Annotated in this window: 21 protein-coding genes and 1 rRNA gene; 12 read left to right on the forward strand and 10 right to left on the reverse strand. The window is 64.3% G+C overall.

Going from position 1 to position 20,779, the window contains the following annotated elements; genetic code table 11:
* Positions 1-113 precede the first annotated feature (113 nt).
* From NDI54_RS16765 to NDI54_RS16790, 6 genes are read left to right on the forward strand one after another with little or no spacing between them, the layout of a single operon-like run.
* Complete coding sequence (locus NDI54_RS16765) at positions 114-1,907, forward strand: VWA domain-containing protein (RefSeq protein ID WP_310897589.1); 1,794 nt, start codon at positions 114-116, stop codon at positions 1,905-1,907.
* Positions 1,907-4,273, forward strand: coding sequence for a VWA domain-containing protein (locus NDI54_RS16770; protein ID WP_310897590.1), 2,367 nt, complete (start codon positions 1,907-1,909; stop codon positions 4,271-4,273). Before NDI54_RS16765 ends, NDI54_RS16770 begins: the two co-directional genes overlap by 1 nt.
* Positions 4,270-4,929, forward strand: a complete 660-nt coding sequence (locus tag NDI54_RS16775; protein WP_310897591.1) for a chromosome partitioning protein — start codon at positions 4,270-4,272, stop codon at positions 4,927-4,929. Before NDI54_RS16770 ends, NDI54_RS16775 begins: the two co-directional genes overlap by 4 nt.
* The gene (locus NDI54_RS16780; RefSeq protein ID WP_310897592.1) at positions 4,929-5,882 is read left to right on the forward strand and encodes a DUF7502 family protein; all 954 of its coding nucleotides are present in this window, start codon (positions 4,929-4,931) and stop codon (positions 5,880-5,882) included. Before NDI54_RS16775 ends, NDI54_RS16780 begins: the two co-directional genes overlap by 1 nt.
* On the forward strand, positions 5,879-6,820 hold the full coding sequence (locus NDI54_RS16785; protein ID WP_310897593.1) for an AAA family ATPase: 942 nt from the start codon (positions 5,879-5,881) through the stop codon (positions 6,818-6,820). Before NDI54_RS16780 ends, NDI54_RS16785 begins: the two co-directional genes overlap by 4 nt.
* 55 nt (positions 6,821-6,875) lie before the next feature.
* On the forward strand, positions 6,876-7,742 hold the full coding sequence (locus NDI54_RS16790; RefSeq protein ID WP_310897594.1) for a DUF58 domain-containing protein: 867 nt from the start codon (positions 6,876-6,878) through the stop codon (positions 7,740-7,742).
* Between the two features lie 26 nt (positions 7,743-7,768).
* On the opposite strand, the gene pyrI is transcribed toward NDI54_RS16790, so the two are convergent.
* From pyrI to NDI54_RS16810, 4 genes are all read right to left on the reverse strand, one after another.
* Positions 7,769-8,236 (reverse strand): aspartate carbamoyltransferase regulatory subunit, encoded by a 468-nt coding sequence (gene pyrI, locus NDI54_RS16795; RefSeq protein WP_151100023.1) that lies wholly within the window; start codon positions 8,234-8,236, stop codon positions 7,769-7,771.
* Positions 8,233-9,147, reverse strand: a complete 915-nt coding sequence (pyrB, locus tag NDI54_RS16800) for an aspartate carbamoyltransferase (RefSeq protein WP_310897595.1) — start codon at positions 9,145-9,147, stop codon at positions 8,233-8,235. Before pyrB ends, pyrI begins: the two co-directional genes overlap by 4 nt.
* A 159-nt stretch (positions 9,148-9,306) precedes the next feature.
* Positions 9,307-10,443 carry an FG-GAP repeat domain-containing protein gene (locus tag NDI54_RS16805; protein WP_310897596.1) on the reverse strand — a complete coding sequence of 379 codons (1,137 nt, stop codon included), beginning with the start codon at positions 10,441-10,443 and terminating at the stop codon, positions 9,307-9,309.
* Between the two features lie 54 nt (positions 10,444-10,497).
* Positions 10,498-11,430: a sugar phosphate isomerase/epimerase family protein gene (locus NDI54_RS16810; RefSeq protein WP_310897597.1), complete on the reverse strand. Its 933-nt coding sequence runs from the start codon at positions 11,428-11,430 to the stop codon at positions 10,498-10,500.
* A gap of 264 nt (positions 11,431-11,694) precedes the next feature.
* Between NDI54_RS16810 and NDI54_RS16815 the strand changes: the two genes are divergently transcribed.
* Both NDI54_RS16815 and NDI54_RS16820 read left to right on the forward strand, forming a co-directional pair.
* Entirely contained in the window at positions 11,695-12,321 is a 627-nt protein-coding gene (locus NDI54_RS16815) for a MinD/ParA family ATP-binding protein (RefSeq protein ID WP_310897598.1), read from the forward strand.
* 28 nt (positions 12,322-12,349) lie between these two features.
* A complete protein-coding gene (locus NDI54_RS16820; RefSeq protein WP_310897599.1) occupies positions 12,350-12,979 on the forward strand; it encodes an RAD55 family ATPase in 630 nt (209 codons plus the stop codon).
* 2 nt (positions 12,980-12,981) lie between these two features.
* Here NDI54_RS16820 and NDI54_RS16825 read toward each other — a convergent pair whose 3' ends face one another.
* The 3 genes from NDI54_RS16825 to NDI54_RS16835 form a co-directional block, all read right to left on the reverse strand.
* The gene (locus NDI54_RS16825) at positions 12,982-13,182 is read right to left on the reverse strand and encodes a hypothetical protein (RefSeq protein WP_310897600.1); all 201 of its coding nucleotides are present in this window, start codon (positions 13,180-13,182) and stop codon (positions 12,982-12,984) included.
* A 133-nt stretch (positions 13,183-13,315) separates the two neighbouring features.
* Positions 13,316-14,260 (reverse strand): FKBP-type peptidyl-prolyl cis-trans isomerase, encoded by a 945-nt coding sequence (locus tag NDI54_RS16830; RefSeq protein WP_310897601.1) that lies wholly within the window; start codon positions 14,258-14,260, stop codon positions 13,316-13,318.
* Positions 14,261-14,339: 79 nt separating this feature from the next.
* Positions 14,340-15,368, reverse strand: a complete 1,029-nt coding sequence (locus tag NDI54_RS16835; protein ID WP_310897602.1) for a threonine ammonia-lyase — start codon at positions 15,366-15,368, stop codon at positions 14,340-14,342.
* An 80-nt stretch (positions 15,369-15,448) separates the two neighbouring features.
* Here NDI54_RS16835 and cyaB point away from each other — a divergent pair, with 80 nt between their 5' ends.
* From cyaB to NDI54_RS16855, 4 genes are read left to right on the forward strand one after another with little or no spacing between them, the layout of a single operon-like run.
* Entirely contained in the window at positions 15,449-15,991 is a 543-nt protein-coding gene (cyaB, locus tag NDI54_RS16840; protein WP_310897603.1) for a class IV adenylate cyclase, read from the forward strand.
* A 59-nt stretch (positions 15,992-16,050) separates the two neighbouring features.
* Complete coding sequence (locus tag NDI54_RS16845; RefSeq protein ID WP_310897604.1) at positions 16,051-17,253, forward strand: methionine adenosyltransferase; 1,203 nt, start codon at positions 16,051-16,053, stop codon at positions 17,251-17,253.
* Between the two features lie 47 nt (positions 17,254-17,300).
* Positions 17,301-18,488 (forward strand): tRNA sulfurtransferase, encoded by a 1,188-nt coding sequence (locus tag NDI54_RS16850; RefSeq protein WP_310897605.1) that lies wholly within the window; start codon positions 17,301-17,303, stop codon positions 18,486-18,488.
* Between the two features lie 27 nt (positions 18,489-18,515).
* Positions 18,516-19,061 carry a DUF5804 family protein gene (locus NDI54_RS16855; protein WP_310897606.1) on the forward strand — a complete coding sequence of 182 codons (546 nt, stop codon included), beginning with the start codon at positions 18,516-18,518 and terminating at the stop codon, positions 19,059-19,061.
* Between the two features lie 39 nt (positions 19,062-19,100).
* Here the strand turns inward: NDI54_RS16855 and NDI54_RS16860 are convergent, their stop codons facing one another.
* The 3 genes from NDI54_RS16860 to rrf all read right to left on the reverse strand — a co-directional run.
* On the reverse strand, positions 19,101-20,012 hold the full coding sequence (locus NDI54_RS16860; RefSeq protein ID WP_310897607.1) for a PLP-dependent cysteine synthase family protein: 912 nt from the start codon (positions 20,010-20,012) through the stop codon (positions 19,101-19,103).
* Between the two features lie 100 nt (positions 20,013-20,112).
* Complete coding sequence (locus NDI54_RS16865; protein ID WP_053969282.1) at positions 20,113-20,532, reverse strand: CopG family ribbon-helix-helix protein; 420 nt, start codon at positions 20,530-20,532, stop codon at positions 20,113-20,115.
* A 158-nt stretch (positions 20,533-20,690) separates the two neighbouring features.
* Positions 20,691-20,779, reverse strand: a 5S ribosomal RNA gene (rrf, locus tag NDI54_RS16870); the annotation flags it as partial.

The raw sequence follows: 20,779 nt of genomic DNA on the forward strand, positions 1-20,779 counted from the left end.
GCATACGGAGTGTCCGACGGCGGGACGCAAATAGACGGCGTCGGAGTCGGGGCCAGCGTGGTGATGTCACGAGATTCACAAGATAAATGCCGCCCCCGCCTGATACACCGACAATGGTCCTCTCGGACGTTTTGCTCGCCCCCCTGGGACTGGCGGCCCTCCTCCTTGCGGTGCCGATAGTGTTGCTGTACCTCATCCGACCGGACCCCCAGGAACTCGCGCTGCCGACGTTCCAGTTTCTCGTCGCCGAAGAGCGCCAGCAGTCAGCGACGCCGTTTCTCGAACGGATTTCCCGCAGCCTCCTCTTGCTGTTGCAGGTGCTGGTCGTGTTAGTGCTCGCGGTCGGGCTGGCGTCGCCCTACGTCACTGTTTCCGAGCGGGCCACTGTCGAGGAGACGGTCATCGTCGTGGATACGAGCGCGTCGATGGGAACCGATGCCGACGGCCAGACACGTTTCCAGCGGGCCGTCGCAGCCGCCCGGGAAGAGGTAACCGGAACGACTTCTATCGTCACGACCACCGATGGCGGCGAGGTGATACTCCAGCGCGGTACGCCGACAGCAGCCCGGGGAACACTCGACGGGCTCAGCCCGACGGACACGCCGGGGGAGCTCAGCGGCGCGATCTCACAGGCGGCTTCGATCGCCGGCGAGAACGCCAGAATCGTCGTGCTGAGCGACTTCGCTGGCGAGGAGTGGACCACGGCAGTCACGACGGCGCGCGGGCGCGGGCTCTCCGTCGACCTCCAGCAGTTCAACGGCGGGGGCGACGGAAACGTCGGCTTCATCGACCGCCGGTTTTCCGGGTCGTCGGTGACGCTGTCGGTGAAGAACTACGGCGACTCATCGGTCACCCGGACCGTTCGGCTCGGCAATACCCAGCAGGAGATGCAGCTCGGTCCCGACGACGTGGGATCGGTGACGATGCCGGTCCCGGCTGGGGGGAGCGAAGCCCAACTCAGCCCGGGCGACAGTTTCGCCACTGACGACAGCGTCTACGTCGCCGCGCCCGAGGACACTGCTGTCGACGTGCTGGTGCTGACAAACGACCGGAACCGGTATCTGATCACCGCACTGTCGGTGGTCGACCGGGTGAACGTGACGGTCAAACAGCCGCCGACGACGATTCAGGACGGGTACGACGTAATCCTGTACAGCAACGTCGAGCAGAGTTCGCTGCTCCCCGGCAACGTCGAGAGTGGACGTGAACTGGTCGAAGAGGGCGGCGGTGTGGCGGTACTCGCACAGGACGAGCTGCCACAGCGGTACCAGAACCTCCTGCTCATCGAACCCGGCGAGATCCGAACGGGCGCGACGGTTGGCCAGACCCAACAGACACAGCTCACCCGCGGCATCGACTTCCAGCCGCCTGACGAGTACGTATCCGGCTCGCTGCGCTCCGGGTCGGCCCAGGTACAACTGGGCGATGGGACGCCCCTCATCGCGACCGAGGAGCGAAACGGCGGGCGAATTATGTACTACGGCTACATCGAGGACCGGTCCAGCTTCAAGTTCAACTATCAGTACCCCGTGTTCTGGAAGCGGGCGGTGTATTACCTGGCCGACAGGGAACAGCTCCCGGCCCTGAACCACGAGACCGGCGAGACCGTCCGGTTCGGCAACACCACCGTCGAAGGACCGGCCGGCTCCGTCTCCGGGAACACGGTCTCGCTCCAGCGGGCCGGCTTCTATCGGACCGAGAGCCGACAGGTGAGCGCGTCGCTGCTCGACGAGGGCGAGTCAAGCACCAACGTCGACCCACTCGACCAGCGCTCCGGGACAGCCGGGAACCTGACTCGGACCGAACGGCGGTCGGTCCCACAGCCGTTGACCGAATACTTCGCGCTGGCCGGACTGGTGCTCGCACTGGTCGAGGTCGGCTATCTGCGCCGGCGAGGTGACCTCTGATGGCGGTTTCCTACACGCTCACAGAGGGGCTCACCGTCGGCGTCGAACACCTCTGGCCGCTGCTTGCCCTGCCGGTGGCGGTCGGCCTCCTTACGTATCTCATCAGACGCGGCGAGGGCGGGTCGCGGTCGGCCTCGAACCGGAGCCGGCGGCTCCTGCTTGCCAGCCGCGTGCTCATCGTCTGCCTGCTCGTCTTCGGCGCGATGGAACCGTACACCGTCCAGACCCGCGAGACGCCGGGTGAGCCGGGCGTGACGCTACTGACCGATGAATCCGCGAGCATGGGTATCTATCCGAACACGACCGGCGAACTGGTACAGGACATCGAGGACGAGGGCGTTCCCGTGACGCGAGCGACGATCGGCAGCGGGTCGAATTCCCGGATCGGCGACGGCGTGGCGGCAAACCTTCGAGAAAACGGGACGGTCGTTGTCGTCTCCGACGGCCGTGTCACGGAGGGGCGGAGCCTGGCGACGGCCGCGGAGGAAGCCACGTCGCTCAACGCGACCGTCCACAGCGTCACCCCGCAGTCCCCGCGCACCGAGCGCGCCGTGTCGATAGCGGGGCCGTCGACGGTGAGCCAGGGCGTCCGATCCCAGTACACCGTCTCCATGCAGGGTGTGAACGTCCGCGACCCCGTGCCCGTGGACGTGACCATCGACGGTGAGACGGTCACCGAGGGCGAACTCCAGCCCGACGGGTCGCTGACCGTCGACCACACGTTCGAGGAACTCGGCTCACACCGCGTGACTGCGACGCTGTCCGGCGACGACGAATACGCCCGGAACAACGTGTTCTACAAGAGCGTCCGCGTCGTCGAACAGCCCGACGTGCTGTACGTCTCACAGGGCGAGTACCCGCTGCAGAACTACCTCAACTCCCTGTACAACGTCTCGACGGCTTCTTCGGTACCGGCCGACCTCGATGACTACGCCGCCGTCGTCATGCAGGACACGCCGTCGGGCAACATCGGGAACGCCACCGCCCTGCAGGACTTCGTCATCAACGGCGGCGGGCTGGTCGTCGCGGGCGGCGACAACGCCTACGAGAACGGCGGCTACGAAACGTCCCCGGTGGCGTCGATGCTCCCGGTCCGCGTCGGGAACGCCACCGGCGGCGAGTCGAACATCGTCATCCTCGTCGATGTCTCCGGGAGCGCCGAGAGCGGCCTCTCGATACAGAAAGCCGTCGCGCTGGACGTGCTCGACCAGCTTGGCGACGAGAACCAGGTCGGGGTCGTCGCGTTCAACCACAAGGCCTACCGCGTTTCCGAGATGCAGGCGCTCGGGCAGAACCGGGCGGAGACCGCCGACAAGATACGGCGGCTCAGCAGCGGCGGTGCGACGGACATCGCCGTCGGCCTCCAGGGGGCCGACGAACTGCTTGGCGACCGCGAGGGGACGATCATCCTGCTCAGTGACGGCCAGGACCAGCTCGGCCCGCCGGCGGCCGTCGCCAACCAGCTCGGCCGCGAGGGGACACGGGTCGTCTCGGTCGGCGTCGGCAAGCGGGTCGGCGTCCCGACGATGCGCCAGATCGCCAGCGAGTCCGGCGGCTCGTACTTCGCCGCCGACGAGACCGAGCGGCTCCGGCTCCTCTTTGGCGGCTCCTCGCGGCGCTACCAGGGGGAAAACCTCACCATCGTCACGGAAGACACGTTCATCACCTCAGGCGTCGAGCTGACGGCAAACCCCGGCCAGGCCAACAACGTCCAGGTCAAGCCCGGGGCCGACTACCAGGTGGCCACCGCCGACGGGAAACCGGCCATCGCCTCCTGGCGGTTCGGGCTGGGCCGCGTCGTCTCGATCACCGCCTACGACGATGACAACACGATGGGCGGCCTGCTCGAACGACCGGACTCGCTTGTCGTCACGAAGTCCGTCAACTACGCGGTGGGCGACCCGATGCGCACACAGACCGGTGTCACGGCGGTCAGCGACGCCAGAGTTGGCAGCCCGGCGACGCTGACCTATCAGGGCGACGCCCGGCCGGATGCGCCGAACGCGTCCTTCCGCCAGGTCGGTGATGGCCGCTATCGTGGCGAGTTCACGCCACCGGAGGCGGGGTATCAGACGATACTCGACACCGAGTACGCCGCAAACTACCCCACCGAGTACAGTACCTTCGGCCCGAGCGACGACCTCGATTCGCTCGTCGAAGCGACAGGCGGACAAATCTTCAGTCCGAGTCAGGGCGAACAGATCGCCAGACAGGCTCGCCAGAAGTCCACCCGCGTCCGCACGGTCCGGGACACCTGGGACTGGGTCGCCGTGCTTGGCGCGCTCCTGCTGTTTACCGGCGAGGTGGTCGCCCGTCGTGTTCAAGTGTATCGCGGTCGCACCTCCCTGGAGAGTGGTCTCCCGTGAGCGCAATTGGCCGACGTATCAATGTCGGACTCGTGGTGTGTATCGTCCTCTCGATGATCGGAGCCAGCGGAGCGACGGTGCTGTACCAGGATTCCGCAAGTGAACTGCGGACCCAGAACGAGAACCTCCGACAGGAAAACGCCGAGTTGCGCCAGACGCTCGACGAGACCGAGAGCAATCTAGCGTCGACACGGACCAGAGTCAACGAGCTCGAAGAAACACTGGAGACGCGGTCGGCGGACGTAGACCAGGTTGCGACTAATCTGAACCAGACGGAGGAGCAGTTAAACGCCACGGAGAGCCAGCTGGCGGAGACCCGGCAGTCGCTCCGGGAGAGTCAGAACCGGGTCGGGGAGCTTGAGGGGACGGTCAGCGAACTGCGGAACGAGCGCGACACCCTCCAAGACGAGGTCGATGACCTCGAATCGACGATCGACGATCTGGAGACCGAAAACGAGGACCTGGAAGAAGAGCGCGACGAACTGGAAGAGCAGGTGTCTGACCTCCAGGACGAGATCGACGATCTGGAATCGGAGATTAGCTCGCTGGAAAGCGACATCGACGAGTTGGAAGACCAGAATCAGGAGCTGAGAGACGATATAGAGACGATCTGCAGCCGGATGGAAACGCCGGACCCGACCTGCGAGGGCTACTGATGGACGACCCAGACACGGACGACACACAGACAGACGGCGAGGACCCGTCTACGGGCGAACGGGCACGAGCACGCGAGCGGATGGCCGCCGCCCTCGACGAGGTCAGACGCGAGGGCAAGAAGGCGGCGTTCATCTACGCCGTTGTCGACGCAGTGCTCCTCTTTCTCGTCGTGAACGTCCTCCTGACGGTTCTCGCACCGAACGAACTCCCGACACAGCTGTCGCTTCCGACGGCGGTGACGGAACGGATCGGCGCGGCCGTCGGCCGCTCGATACCGAGGTTCTCGTTCCCCACAGGTGCGGTCGCCGGTCTCGCCGTCGGGACCCTCTGGTTTTTCGGGGAGTATCTGTACCGGGTCCGGAAGCCACTCGTCGAGCAGTTCGAGGCGGCGAACGCGAACGTCACCGACGCGCTCCGGACGGCGCGGGACGCGGTCGAAGACAGGGCTGAAACGCGGATGGCGGCCCGGCTCTACGAGGACGTGCTCGACGGCCTGAAACAGAGTTCAAGCATCGCGCTCGTCGACAGCCGGCGGCTCATCGGGACCCTCGTCGTCATCGTCGTGCTGAGCCTGGCGACGGTCCAGGTGGCCGTCGTCGATATCGGCCTGCTCGACCGCGGCCCGGCAGAGATGGAGTCGCCGAACGACCGGCCCAGCGAGTACGAGGGTCTCGAAGACGGCGACGCGATCCTCGGCGAAAGCGAGGACGTGCAGGCCGGCGACGAGAATCTCACTGCCCAGATCGATTCGACGGGCGGCGACGAGGAGATCGACCAAAACCAGGAGTTCCCGTCGTCGGATGCTGGGGGACCGGGGAGTGGCAGCGGCACAGTCGACAGCCAACAGGCCGGGTTCGCCGGTCCGGAGGAAGTCGAGGACGCGGATCTCATCCGCGAGTACAATCTCAGGATCCGAGAGCAAGACACGGACGACTCAGACACCGACCCATGAGCCCAGAGCAAGACATCGACGCGCTACAGCGAAAGATCGCGAAAGCACGCGAACAGATCGGCACGCGGATCGTCGGCCAGAAGGAGGTACTCGAGCAACTGCTCGTCTGTATCCTGGCCGACGGCAACGCCCTGCTCGAATCGAACCCCGGACTGGGGAAGACGACGATGGTCCGGACCGTCGCGGAGGTGACCGACCTCCAGTTCTCCCGTATTCAGAACACCCCTGACCTGATGCCGTCGGATATCACGGGGACCGAAATCATCCGCGAGACCGACAGCGGCCGCGAGTTCGTTTTCGAGAAGGGGCCGGTGTTCGCCAACGTCGTGCTGGCCGACGAGATCAACCGGGCGACGCCGAAGACACAGGCCGCCCTGCTGGAAGCGATGCAGGAGAAGCAAGTGACCGCCGCGGGCGAAACCTACGAACTGCCGCGGCCCTTTTTCATTCTGGCGACGCAGAACCCCATCGACCAGTCGGGGACCTACGCGCTCCCGGAGGCTCAGACCGACCGTTTCATGCTGAAGTTGCTGGTCGACTACCCCGACTACGACGAGGAGCGGACCATCGTCGACATGTACACCGCCGGTGCGGAGCAGGTGCCCGTCGAGCGCTCGCTGACCCGCTCGGAGATCCAGGAGATCCAGCAACTCGTCCGCGAAATGCCCATCGCTGACGACCTGCTGGACCGGGCGGTCCAGCTCGTCCGCCGGACCCGCGAGGCCGACGATATCGAGTTCGGAGCCAGCCCGCGTGCGAGCATGGCGCTCGTCCAGACGGCGAAGGCGCGGGCGTTCCTCCGGGGCCGCTCGCACGTCACCGGCGAGGACATCGAGGCGCTTGCCGCCCCCGTGCTCCGGCACCGGATTATCGTGGACTTCCGGGCCGAACGGGAGGGTCGGACGGCGGACGACCTCATCGCGGCGCTGATGGAATGACTCGCCCTGCGACCGCAGTTTGGCGGGCGGCCCGGCGAGAGTGGGAGGGCAAGCCGTGACTATCGAACCGGACTTTCTGGACGAACTCGGCCGGTTCACCGCGGCGCTCAACCGCCGGACCACCTCGATTCGACAGGGCGACCAGCAGTCACCGCGGGTCGGCGAGGGACTCACCTTCAGCGACTACCGGCGGTACTCGCCCGGGGACGACACGCGCCGCATCGACTGGAAGCTGTTCGCTCGCACAGAGGAGTATTTCATCAAGCAGTACGAGGAAGAGCGGAGCCTGACCGTCCACCTGCTCGTGGACACGAGCGCGTCGATGGACTACGGCGAAGGAGACATACACAAGTTCGAGTACGCCGCCAAGCTCGGGCTCGGCTTCGCCTATCTCACCGCCGAGGAGAACAACGACTTCCAGTTCTGTACGTTCCGCGACCGGGTGGACCGGATCGATACCGGCCAGTCGAACCGCGGTGAGCTCCTCTCGCTCATCGATCAGTTGAACGAGGTGACACCGGAAGGGAAGGCGGATTTCGAGTCGTCGCTTGAGGCCTACGCCGAACGCATCCGTTCGCGCTCGCTCGTTGTCGTGTTCAGCGACTGTCTGACCGAGCCGGAGGAGCTGGAGTCGGGTATCGCCGCGCTCGCGCGCAACGATGTCGACGTGTTACTCGTTCGGGTCGTCGCGCCGACGGAACGGGACCCCGGCGTGGTCGGCGACGTACTGTTTGCCGACCCCGAGAGCGACGAGACACGCCGGTCCTACTTCAGCGGCTCGCTGGCCGAGACGTACCAGTCGCGGCTCGACGCCCACATCGACTCGGTGTCAAACCGCGTCACGGCACTCGGCGCGGACCACGTCCTGGTCGACACTGGCGAAGACTACTTCGACTCATTTGCGAGCATCTGGCTGCAGTAGCCGGATCAGGGGGATTCGGCCCCGATCTACTCTGCGAGAATGTGTGCCGGCAGGTCGTCGCGGATGATCGTATCGCAGTACTCACAGCGGACGCCGTCGTCGCCGACGGCAAAGCGCGAGTCGACGGGTTCGTTCTCGGTGGTGATGCAGTTGTGGTTCGGGCATTCGAGGACGCCCTCGACGACCGACGGGCGCTCGACGCGGCGCTTTTCGATGACATCGTAGTCACGGATGATGTTGATCGTCGCTGCGGGCGCGATGAGCGAGAGTACGTCGACCTCGTCCTGGGAGAGTTCCCGGCCTTCGACCTTGACCACGTCCTTGTGGCCCAGGCGGTCCGAGGGCATGTTCATCGCAACGGAGACGGAATCGCCGCTGGTCCCGTCGATGCCCAGAATCGCGAGGACGTTCAGCGCCTGCCCGCCCGCAATGTGGTCGATGACGGTACCGTTTCGGATCTTCGAAACGCGGAGTTGCTGGTCGTTGTCGCTCATTGGTCGCCTCCGAGCATCAGGTCGAGCAGGGCCATCCGAACCGGGACGCCGTTGTGGGCCTGCTGGAAGTACTGTGCGTGGGTCGTCTCGTCGACATCGTGAGCGATCTCGTCGACACGCGGGAGCGGGTGCATTACGGTCAGGTCGTCCTTGGCCGCGTCTAGCGTTTCGGCGTCGATCTGGTACTGGCCCGCGACCTCGCGGTACTCGCTCTCGTCGGGGAACCGCTCGGCCTGAATGCGCGTCACGTAGAGCACGTCCAGTTCCGGGAGTATCTCGTCGAGTTCAGTGTGCTCGCGGACGCCCGCGCCGGCCTCGTGGAGGTCGTAGCGGACCGAGCGCGGGAGCTGGAGCGATTCGGGGCTGATGAAGTGCTGCCTGGCGTCGACGGTCGTGAGCGCGTGCGCGAGCGAGTGGACCGTCCGGCCGTACTTCAGATCGCCCATGATACCGATAGTCAGGTCATCAAAGCCCGCGTTCTCACGGATCGTGTAGAGATCGAGCAGCGTCTGTGTCGGGTGCTGGCCGGCCCCGTCGCCGGCGTTGACGAGCGGCACGTCGACGAACTCGCTCGCCATCTTCGCGGACCCCTCCATCGGGTGCCGGAGCACGAGCGCGTCGGTGTAGCCCTCGACGACGCGGACGGTGTCGGCCAGCGACTCGCCTTTCTTCACGCTGGAGGACTCCACGGAGCCCATGTCGACGATGTCGCCGCCAAGGCGTTTCATCGCCGTGGTGAAGCTCATCTTCGTCCGGGTGCTCGGCTCGAAAAAGAGGAGGCCAAGCAGCGTGTCGCTGTGCCGGTCCGCGAACGCCCCCGGGTCAGCCGCGATGTCGGCCGCGTGGTCGAGCACCGTGTCGATGTCGGCCCGCGAGAGTTGTTTCGCGCTGATGATGTGGTCGTGCCGCATTTCACTCGGTATCGCGCTCCGGACGGTCTTGAATCCCCCGACACGGGAACAGGACCTTCAGCCGTGGCGTCATGTGTGCCCAGGGATAGTCACCGGAAACAGGCCTATCAAGATCTAACAGCGGGATAGAGGAGCGTAGAACGGGAGACAGAGTGCCCGTTAGGGACGACTCTGCCAGACATCGACGCGGGGCTCCGTGTACGCTTTGCCGACGATGTCCGGGATACCGTCCCCGTCGAGGTCGACGACCTTCGCCTCGTGTGTCGCAATACCGGTATCAAGTTGTGTCTCCTCGAAGTTCCCCGCGCCGTCGTTGTGGAACACGAACTGTCGCGGTTCGTGTCCGGCCTCTAGGCCCATCTCCGCGACGAAGATATCAGGGTTTCCGTCACCGTCAAAGTCCGCCACGTCGAGACTGTGGGGGTTCGAGAGGTCGTCGTGCAGTAAGGTCAGGTCCCAGTCGGGCGGGTCGAACACGCCCAACCGGGCTGGGCGGTCGTCGAGATACGGTTCGTCACCCTCGACGAGGGCGATCTCCAGGTCGCCGTCGCCGTCGAAGTCCTCGATGGCGATGCGGGTACACTTCCAGTCCGGGGCGATCGACTCCCGGTCCCAGCCGTCTGCCGTCCGGTGGAAGATGTTGGGGCCAGCGATGATCTCGACCTCGCCGTCGCCGTCGACATCCTCGATAGCGACGCCCTCGACATCGAGATCCTCGGCAACGATGTGGCGGTTCGCCGCCGGCCATGGCTCTCGGGTCGGATCCTCGGGGATGTCGTAGTAGAACACGGTCTTGGACTCCTGGGACAGCCCGACGACCTCGTTTTCGCCGTCGCCGTCCACGTCCGCCACGGCGGTGTCGTGATACTTCTCGAACTCGTCGGTGATGAGCCGACGCGTCCACTGCTCCCGAGGATCGTCCGGTATCTCGAACCACCACAGTTTGTGCTGGTGGATGTTCTGGCCGGCGACCAGATCCGGGCGTCCGTTCCCCGTGATATCGCCGAGCGAACCACCGACGGAGAGTTTCGGTGCCTTGGCAACGTCGTGGCGCTCCCAGCCGGGGTTTTCGTACCAGAACACGTTCGTCTGGAGACGGCGGGCCACCGGCCCCATGCCGAAGACGGACAGCAAATCGACTGACTTGTCGACGAGCGGGAACTGCACCTCGTGTTTGTCGCCGAGCGCGCCGACGATGACATCCGGCCGACCGTTCCCCGTGAGGTCGGCTGTGAGACAGAAGCTCATCGTACTCGCCGGCGGCGAGGCTTCGATGCGCTCGTGCTGTAGATTCATGTCCCAGGCGTTCGCGTGTACGGGTATTGTTATAGCCGGGCTAACACCGTCCGGTCACTGACTCACAGCGGGAGCCTGCGCGGGACGCTGCGGCGTTTCACTCCCATCAAGCAGCCGCGCTAACGTGGCCGCCCCGTCTTCGATCTTCGCCTGTGGGTCGCTGTCGAGTTCGTTCTCGTATATTACCCAGTCGACGCCGGCGTCGGTCGCGGCATCGACGACCGCTTCCATGTCCACGAGGCCGTCGCCGTGTGGGACATCCTCGTATCCCCGAAACAGCCCGCCAGAGGCTACGTCCCGGAGGTGTATCATCTCGATGCGGTCGCCACACAGCGGGAAGAGAACGGTCGGGTCGTAGCCCGCCTCGCGGATTTCCGCTACCTCCGGTTCGAACGTGAGTTCCGACGGCGCGGTCCGAGCGATGAGGTTCCACATCGGGGTTTCGCTCGGTAGCGTCATCGGTTCGGTTGTGGAGAGCCTGGTAAGCAACTGCTGTGTGTACTCCCAGACCGCTTCGGGCACCGGCACGTCCTTATTAATATCGCCCGCCGCGTCCGGGAGGAAGGGGCGGAACGTCCGCCGGCCAGTGTGATACCCGAGTTCCATGCCGTGCGCTTCGAGGCCAGCCGCTACGTTCCGGAGCCGGTGAGAGAGCGAGCGGATATCGCTCCGGGTTCTGAGTTCGGACGCCGGGAGATGTGGAACGACGAGCGTATCACAGCCGACCGTTCGACAGCGGACCAGCAGATCCGACTCGCCGTCGAGGGTCGCCTCGATCTCGGAGAGGTCCGCGTGGACAGCGACCGGTTCGACGTTGGCGTCATCGAGTGCAGCTGCGACATCTTCGGGCGGTTCCTCCTGGAAGCGGCCGGCGAATTCGACGCCGTCGTAGCCGGCAGTGCCGACGCGGCGAACAATTTCGGAGAGCGATTCGGGAAGGGAGCGGCTACTATATAACTGGAAGGCCTTCTTGGGTCCACTACCCATACTTGGTGATAGCGGCTGTCACCATTATCGTTACACACAAGCTAGCAAGGGTCAATAAAAATGTAACCGACCGGTAGATCAGCTGATGCGCCTGCCAGGCATACTAGAAACCTGCTAATGATAGCGAACCGGCCTGTGCAATATAAAGTAGGCAATGACCAACCGCGATAAGGCTGTCTTTCTATCGCGCTTTCGAGAGCCGAAGTCCCGACCGGTTCGCACCTGACACATAGGTTCAAAAGCGATAGCGGGGCCAGCCACGGTATGCTCGCTATCGCTGGTGGCAAAGGCGGCTGTGGGAAGACGACGGTGGCCCTCGGAGTCGGCCAGGCGCTGGGTACGACAACTGACCAAACGCTGGTCGTCGACACCGACCGCGACATGCCGAACCTCCATCACCGTGCCGGCGTCGATCCGACACCCGGAATCGCCGATAGCAACGCCACGACTGAACCGGCCACGGTAGCCCAGCGCGCCACAACCGTCGAGAACGTCGACGTACTCCCCTGTCAGACCGCATCCGCGGCAGCTATCGGGAGTGCTATTGATAGCCTCTCCCGCTGTGATCGCCCTGTGCTCCTCGACTGTCCCGCGGGCGCTGGCCCGGACGCCGCCCGCCCGCTTCGAGGGGCTGACAGAACGGTACTCGTGAGCGAGCCACGACGACAGAGCCTCACTGACACGGCCAAAACAGCGGCGATGTCTCGGGCGCTCGATGCCCCACCAGTTCTCACGGTACTCGTCGGCAGTGACGGGTCTGTCGACCCGTCGAACCTGCTTTCCTGTCCCAGAACGGTCCATATTCCGTCGGTGTCGAAGCCGCTGGCATCGGACCTGACGACCCCGAAATACGTCGATATAGCGAACGTTCTCACCAAGCGGAATACTTAATCTCGTGGATGAGTAACTCCTCACTGGTATGGTCAACCGGTTGCGAACGGGCATCGATGTCCTCGACAGGAAGCTCGACGGTGGCATCCCTGCCGGGAGCATCGTCGTGCTCTCTGCCCAACCGGCCAGCCAGGCGGAACTGTTCCTGTACGAACTCACCGCCACGCGCGGAACCCTGTGGCTCTCACTGGACCGGACCGCTGAGTCGGTCATCGCGAGCATCGAGCAGACGCCCGCCAACACCGGTGACCCGACGGTGCGACACATCTCCGGCGAAGCACCGCTCGACAACGCCGGCAAGCTCGTCTCGGCGCTCCCGGAGACCTCGAACCTCATCGTCGATCCGCTCGACGTACTGGAGGCCCAGGAGCCGCATTCCCGGTTCCGCGCGTTTATGAACGACCTGCAGAACCACATCGTCAACACCGGCAGCCTCGCTATCGTCCACTGTCTGGACGGGCGCGACGTGCCGCCGCTCCGGGATACGACCGAACACTTCGCTGACGTGGTGTTCCAGCTCGATACGACGACGAACGGCGACGAGGTGGAGAACCGCCTCGCGATTCCGAAGTTCCGCGGCGGACGCGCCCCCACCGACGTGATCAAGCTCAACCTCGTCGAAGAGGTCAGCATCGACACCAGCCGCGACATCGCCTGATTCTATTTCCGGCCGGGCTGTGGCTCTCTGTCCGTCGATCCGAACTCCGTCCCGACGAGTATCAACACGAACAGTCCGAGGCCCACGCCGACACCCGCCAGCACACCGAGGACGGCGCTTGCAGTCAGCACGTACGTTCCCACGCCAAACGCGATTCCCGGCGGCAACGCGAGCAGCGACGGGTACACCAGCGACACGCGCATGGGTGGTGATGACATGCTACCCGTATAGTGGTTCTCCCGTGCAGACCAACAGAAAATAGCTGGCGCTATCGCTCGGTACCGCAGAACTGCTTGCTGCCGCTCACTACTGCAGAACGGATAGCGCCTCGTGGCGCTACTCTTCGGCGCCTTCGATCTCTTCGACGATCTCCTCGGCGTCCACGTCCGCGTCTTCGAGCGCGTCCTCGATGTCAGCGCCGCCGGCACCGCCCATGCCACCCATCATGCCGGGCATGCCCATGCCGCCGCCACCGATCTCTTCCTGCACGATGATACGGTCGATATCGAGCAGCTGCGTGAGCTGCTGGGCGATCTGCTGTTTGCCCATCATCCACTGCTGGTTCATCGTCAGCTGCGGCGTCGCCTCGATGTACAGCGTGTCCTTCTCGACTTCGACAGTCTCGTACTCAGGTTCGGACTCCTCGTCTTCGTCGTCGTCCTCGCTCTCGACGAGCTGTTCTTCCTCGACGGTGTCGGTCTCGAACCACACGTCGAGTTCCATGTCGAGCATCATCTTGATGATGCCCTGGGCCTTCTCCTCGCGGTCCGTGACCTCTTCGAGGATTTCGTAGTCGTACTCGACATCTTCGCCGGCCAGCGGGTGGTTGAAGTCCACTCGCGCGCGGCCGCCGATGATGGTCTCGACGTGACCGTGCTCGCCCTCGATGTCGACGTGTGCGCCGGGGTAGCGGTCGTCCTCGGGGATCTTGTCTTTCGAAACCGTTCGGACCTCTTCCTCGTCGTACTCGCCGAAGGCGTCGGCGGCGGCAACGGTTACGCTTCCCTCGTCGCCGACTTCCTTGCCGTAGATGTCCTGCTCGACATCCGGGAAAATGTGGTTCTCGCCCAGCACGATGGTGCGCGGGCCGAAATCCTGCTGTTCGGTGTCGATACCGTCGTCCTCAGCGACTTCCTCGTCGGTCGTATCGACGAGCTGGCCGCCGTCGACGGTGCGGGCGGTGTAGGCGAGCTTGACGACATCGCCTTTCTGCAGGCCTTCTGCCTGCTCTTCTTCGTCTGCGGTTTCCTCATCGACTTCAGTCTCGGACTCGTTGCTCATACCCTGTTCGTCAGTCGTGGCACTCTTAAGGACAACGTTTCCCGGCCAGCAGCGGACCAGCGACTTCGCTGACCGTCGGCTAATACTCGCGTTCAGCCAGCAGCCGTTCGAACTTCTCCCGGTCGATGTTCCGGCCCGAAACGGGGAGCACTACCGTCTCGCCGCGGATCTCGTCGCCGGCCTGAAACGCCGCGGCGACCGCGGTCGCACAGGCTCCTTCCATGACGATGCGATCCGTCTCGAACAGGCGTGCCACGGCATCAGCGATGGCGTCGTCGGAGACGAGTCGGAACCCAGCGAGCCCCTCCTGCAGTATTTCGGTGGGCACGGCAAACGGGACGCGGGTCGCGACGCCCTCGGCGATGGTGTCGACGCTGTCGAGTCCGTCCAGCGTCTCCTCGTGCCAGGCGCGGTACATCGCCGGCGCTCCTTCGGCCTGGACGCCGAAGATTGCTGCATCGGCCATCGCGCCGAGCGTGAGACAATATCCGGCCGCAGCAGTGCCGCCGCCGACCGGACAGAAGACGCGGTCGACATCGGGCCGCTCGTCGAGGATTTCGAGGCCTGCCGTTCCGACCCCGGCGATCAGCCTCGGTTCGTTGCCCGAATGGATATAGCGCGCCTCGCGCTCGACGGCCAGTTTCTCGATGTGTTCGCGCGCCTCGTCGTAATCGTCTCCGTAGGGAATGACCTCCGCCCCGAGTTGCTCCAGCGCGTCGACCTTTCCGGCGTTGGCGTCTTCCGGGACGCCGATAGTAACGGGCACGTCGAACTCACGCCCGGCCCAGGCAATAGATAGCCCGTGGTTCCCCGTGCTCGCGGCGAGCAGCCCGGCGTCGCGGAACTCATCGTTGAGGGACGCGACGAGGTTCACGCCACCGCGGACTTTGAACGCGCCGGTCGGGAGGGTGTCCTCCCGCTTGAGCAGGACCTCCGCGTCGAGGACCTCGGAGAGCGATTCGCTACGGACCAGGGGCGTCTCGGGGAGATGCTGGCGGATCCGTTGCCGGGCGCGTGCGACTGTCGCCACTGTCGGCGGCGTCAGGTCGTGATACGGGAAGAGGGTCGTCTCGTCCGGGGAGTCGATCGGTTCGTAGCGACCGGCCATACTACTACCCGGGAGAGCGGACACAGTAAATGACGCGGTCGACGGGAGCGCTTTTCACCAGTCCGGCCAAGCTATAGTACATGTACGAAGTCGAGGTGAAAGTGCCAGCGGACATCGAGGCCGTCGCGGACCGACTCGACGAACTCGATGCCGGGCAGGTGGATACGGTCATTCAGGAAGACACGTACTACGACGCGCCCCATCGGGACTTCGCCGAGACCGACGAGGCGTTCCGGGTCCGCCGAGAGACGCGGAAAGGGGAAACCACGACAAAAGTCACCTACAAGGGACCTCTCCTCGAAGCGGAGTCCAAGAGCCGCGAGGAGTTCGAAACAGGCGTCGAGGACGGCGACGACATCGACGCCATCGTCCAGCACCTGGGCTTCGAGCCGGTGGCGACGGTCCGGAAGAACCGCCGAGTGTACGAGGTCCGCCGGTACCACGTCACGCTTGACGCCGTCGACGACGTTGGCGAGTTCGTCGAAGTCGAACGCGAAACCGACGGTGAAATCGAGTCGATACGAGACGGTGCCTACGAGGTGCTGCGGGACCTCGACCTCGATCCGAACGACCAACAACGGACCTCCTACCTCGGCCTGCTACTCGATGATGCGGGCGAGTAATCATTTCACACTCATCTGTTCCCGTAAGTTATAGAACCCGGCCAACCGAAGTCGAGATAATGACCGAGCGGAACATCCACGTCCAACCTGCGAGCGGACTCGCCGTCGAAGACCAGGACATCGAAGTCGTAGAGCGAAAGGGCATCGGCCATCCGGACTCCATCTGTGACGGGGTCGCAGAGACAGTGTCGCGGGCGCTAGCACAAACGTACATCGACCGGTTCGGCACGGTGCTACACTACAACACCGACGAAACCCAGCTCGTCGCCGGCACTGCCGCGCCCGCCTACGGCGGCGGCGAAGTGCTCGAACCCATTTACCTGCTCGTGGTCGGCCGCGCAACCAAGGAGTACGACGGCGAGCGCATCCCCGCAGAAAGCATCGCCCTCCAGGCCGCACGCGACTATCTCGACGAGGAGTTCCCCCATCTCGATCTCGGCTCCGATGTCATCGTCGACGTACAACTCGGCGAGGGCTCGGGCGACCTCCAGACCGTGTTCGGCGACGACGAGGCGGTCCCGATGGCTAACGACACCAGCTACGGCGTCGGCCACGCGCCACTGACCGAAACCGAACAGATCGTCCGCAACACCGAACAGGAGCTAACCGGCGACTACGCCGAGTCGAACCCCGTCGTCGGCCAGGACGTGAAGGTGATGGGTAAACGCGAGGGCGACCACATCGACGTGACCGTCGCCGTCGCGATGGTCGACAAGCACGTTCCCGACCTTGAGGCGTACAAGACCGCCGTCTCAGACGTGAAAGCCTTCGTCACCGACCTCGCCGGGGAGTACACCGACCGGGACGTGACAGTCCACGTCAACACGGCTGACGACTACGACGCCGAATCGATCTACCTCACGACCACCGGCACGAGCGCCGAACAGGGCGACGACGGCTCCGTGGGCCGCGGGAACCGCGCGAACGGCCTCATCACACCGAACAGGCCGATGAGCATGGAAGCGACATCCGGAAAGAACCCCGTCAACCACATCGGGAAGATATACAATCTTCTCTCGACGGAGATCGCACAGTCAGTCGCGAGCGAGGTCGACGGCATCCGACAGGTCCAGATGCGCCTGCTCTCGCAGATCGGCTCGCCCATCGATGAACCCCACGTCGCCGACGCGACAGTTGTTACCGAAGACGGCGTCGCGGTCGGCGATGTCGAAGCGGACATCCAGGCCGCAATCGACGACGAACTGGCCGACGTGACTGACATCACGCGACAGGTCATCGACGGCAACCTCTCGACGTTCTGAGGCGGCGAGGCGACACCCCTTTACTCGCCGGTAGTCAACTCGCGGGCATGCACCCGCCAGACGCCGACAGCGTGCTCGTCCGCCACGGGGAACTCGGCGTCAAGAGCGAACAGGTCCGCCGAAAGATGGAGGGCCAACTGGCGGACAACATCCGTGCGATGCTCGACGCGCGCGGGCTGACCGGTGACATCGAACAGCGCCGAAACCGCTTGTTCATCCACACCGACCAGCCCGAGGACGTGACCGCGGCCGCAGCCGACACGTTCGGCGTCACCTCCGCTTCGGCCGTTATCACTGTCGACCCGACGCTGTCCGCAATCGAAGATGCACTGGCCGCGACTACGCGCGAAGAGTACGATGACGGCACTTTCGCCGTCAACGCCCGCCGCGCAGGTCCGGCAGAAGCACACCCCTTCTCCAGTACCGACATCGAGTCCGACGGTGGCACCGCCGTCTGGGAGACAATCGAGGAGCTTGGCGGCGACCCCGCGGTCGACCTCGACGACCCCGATTTCGAGCTGTTCGTCGAGTGTCGCGCCGAGGAGGCCTACGTCTTCTGTGAGAAGCGTACAGGACCCGGCGGTCTCCCGCTTGGCACCCAGCGGCCCGTCGTGGCCCTCGTCAGCGGCGGCATCGATTCGCCCGTCGCCGCCTGGGAGCTGATGAAACGCGGCGCGCCCGTGATACCCGTCTACGTCGACCTCGGTGACTACGGCGGCCCCGACCACCGAGCACGGGCGCTCTCGACCGTCTCCGAACTCGCGTCGTACGCGCCCGGCCACGACCTGTCCGTTACTGTCGTCGACGCCGGCGATGTCGTCGCCGACCTCTCACAAGAACTCGGATCGCTTCGGATGCTCGCGCTCCGCCGGTTCATGCTCGTGGTGGCCGAAGCTATTGCACGCGAGTGTGACGCCGTCGGCATCGTCACCGGCGAGGCTATCGGGCAGAAATCCAGTCAGACGAGCGCAAATATCGCCGTCACGGACGCCGCGACGGTGCTTCCGGTACATCGGCCGAACCTCACTGTCGACAAATCCGAGATCACTGACCACGCGCGGGCCATCGGGACGTTCGAGGACTCGACAATCGACACCGGATGCAACCGCGTCGCGCCGTCACACCCGGAAACCAACGGCTCACTCGAAGCGGTTCGAGCAGCCGAACCCGACGACCTGTTCGAGCGCGCCCGAGCCTGTGCCCGGGACCGTGTCGTGGTCCCCATCGAAAGCTAAATTTCCGGGGCGGGTCAGGGTTGAGCTATGACGCAGGTCTGTCTCGTCGGGAGCGAGGACGTGAACCTCCGGTACGAACTCCTCTCGCGCGAGACTGCGCGAAACGCACTCGCGACCTACGACCTGCAGGAACCGTTCTCGAACACCGTCGCCGTCGACACCGTGAGCCTCGGCGCGGCAGTGGCGCTCCTGAACGACCTGAACTGGTATCTCGTCCGGTTTGCCGACGCCGCGTTCGTCCGTGACCCATCGATCAGCGAGACGGAATGGCTCTCTCGGGACCTTGCGGCGGCGATCCGGGACGACGACATTGCACCCGAGGATACCGGTCGTTTTCTCAAGGTGTACGGGATTGTCGAGCCGGACGTAGACGGCGACAGTGACGACGAAGCTTCGTCAGAGGCTGATACGGACCCAGCGCTCGACACGCAGGCTGTGGAAACCGAGCGCCCACCCGAACTCGTCGAGCCGATGCTCCTGACACGTACCGGCGAGACGATTCCCGACTATGACCTGCGTGACGTGGACGACACGCTCGTCGTCAGAGTGACCGAATCTGAGTTCGGGGCCTGACTCGGGCCACGCTTCCGCGCGTACAGAACGACTTCGTTCTTAGTCGAACATCCCGGTGGACATGTACCGCTCGCCGCTGTCCCAGTAGACTGTGACGACGAGCGGGTCGTCGACGCCGTCCGCGACAAGCTGTTCGGCTACCTCGCGCGCGGCGAGGTTCGACCCGCCTGAGGACTGGCCGACGAGGATGCCCTCTTCGTGGGCGAGCCGCCGGCACTCTTCTTCCGCGGCCGCGAGTTCGACCGTTATCACGTCGTCCAGCAGATCGGTGTCCAAGTTGTTGCTAACGAAGCCCGGTCCCATCCCCTGGAAGCTGTCCTTGCCGGTTCCCGGTTCCATCCCGGAGAGAACGGCGTTGTCGGCTGGTTCGACTGCGACGATATCCATCTCGGGGAACGCCTCGCGCAGCCGGCGGCCCGTCCCGGTGATTGTGCCGCCAGTTCCGACGCCTGCCACCAGCGCGTCGACCGTCCGATCGCCGACCTGCTCGATGATTTCCTCGCCCGTCGTCTCGTAGTGAGCCTTCGGATTTGACGGATTATCGAACTGCCGTAACTGGACGTAGTCGTCGTGCTCGGTCAACTCGTCCGCGCGTTCTTTCGCGTCCGAGATGTCACCCTCGACGAGTTCGATCTCCGCACCGTAGGCCTTCATTATCTGGCGGCGCTCGGGCGACTTCGAGGACGGCATCACCAGTACCACATCGTATCCCTTCGTCGCCCCGACCATCGCCATCCCGATGCCGGTGTTGCCACTCGTCGGTTCGACGAGCGTATCACCCGATTCGAGCGAGCCGTTTCGCTCGGCGTCGTCGATCATGTACTTCGCCGGCCGGTCTTTCGCGGACCCACCGGGGTTGAACGACTCGACCTTCGCTGCGACCGTTGCCCCCTCCGGCGCGCGAACCGAGACCAGCGGCGACCCGATTGTATCGAGAATAGAATCTTTCATCGCCGTCGGCTACGCGCGCCCGACTTAAACGCCTACTGAAGGTCCCAAACAGTTCGTGGACTCCCGGCACGCGGCAGGGTTTTCGGCTGTCGATGGTATTTCACGAGAACATGTTGATGTCGTCGACCGGCAGGACCGAGTAATCGACAGACAGCGTGTCCTTCGTCGCCCGGACTTTACCCACGAACGCGGAGATGTCCTCTAGCTGGCCCTCCAGCACGAACAGTTCCATACAGTACCGATCCCCGACATGACTGTGGAAGTTCGACGCGACGATGGATTCGTGATCGTGGCGGAGGTGCATCATCTTCTCCTCAACAGTGGTCGTCTCGTAATCGAACAACACGGTGACCACCGCCATCAATTCGCGGTCCTCCAGTCGCTTGTCCTCGAACTCGCCCATCAGGTTCCGAACCGCTTCCCGCACGACTTCGCTTCGGCCCGTGTATCCGTGTTCGTCCGCAAACGTATCGATTCGCTCTTCCAGTTCGTCCGGCATCGAGATGCTGACTACGCCCATGTATTAACTCAACACCGGTGCAGTATTAAGAATTCATATCCGGTGGAGGACAGCGTTGCAACTACTCGAGCAAACATGCCCTGCTGTGTCGCTCTGCATAAATAGGAAAAGCCCACTCGAGGAGAGATGGGTCTCCTGAGTGGGCTATGAGGTATGAATGGTGGCGGCGAACCGCGTTTCCCAGAGGCTCGCGCACTCCAGTACTCCCCGGAACGCTGGTGGGCTTATCTTCCGTGTTCGGGATGGG

Origin of the sequence: Haloarcula terrestris, from assembly GCF_031624315.1 — an archaeon.
GTDB classification, from domain to species: Archaea; Halobacteriota; Halobacteria; order Halobacteriales; family Haloarculaceae; genus Haloarcula; species Haloarcula terrestris.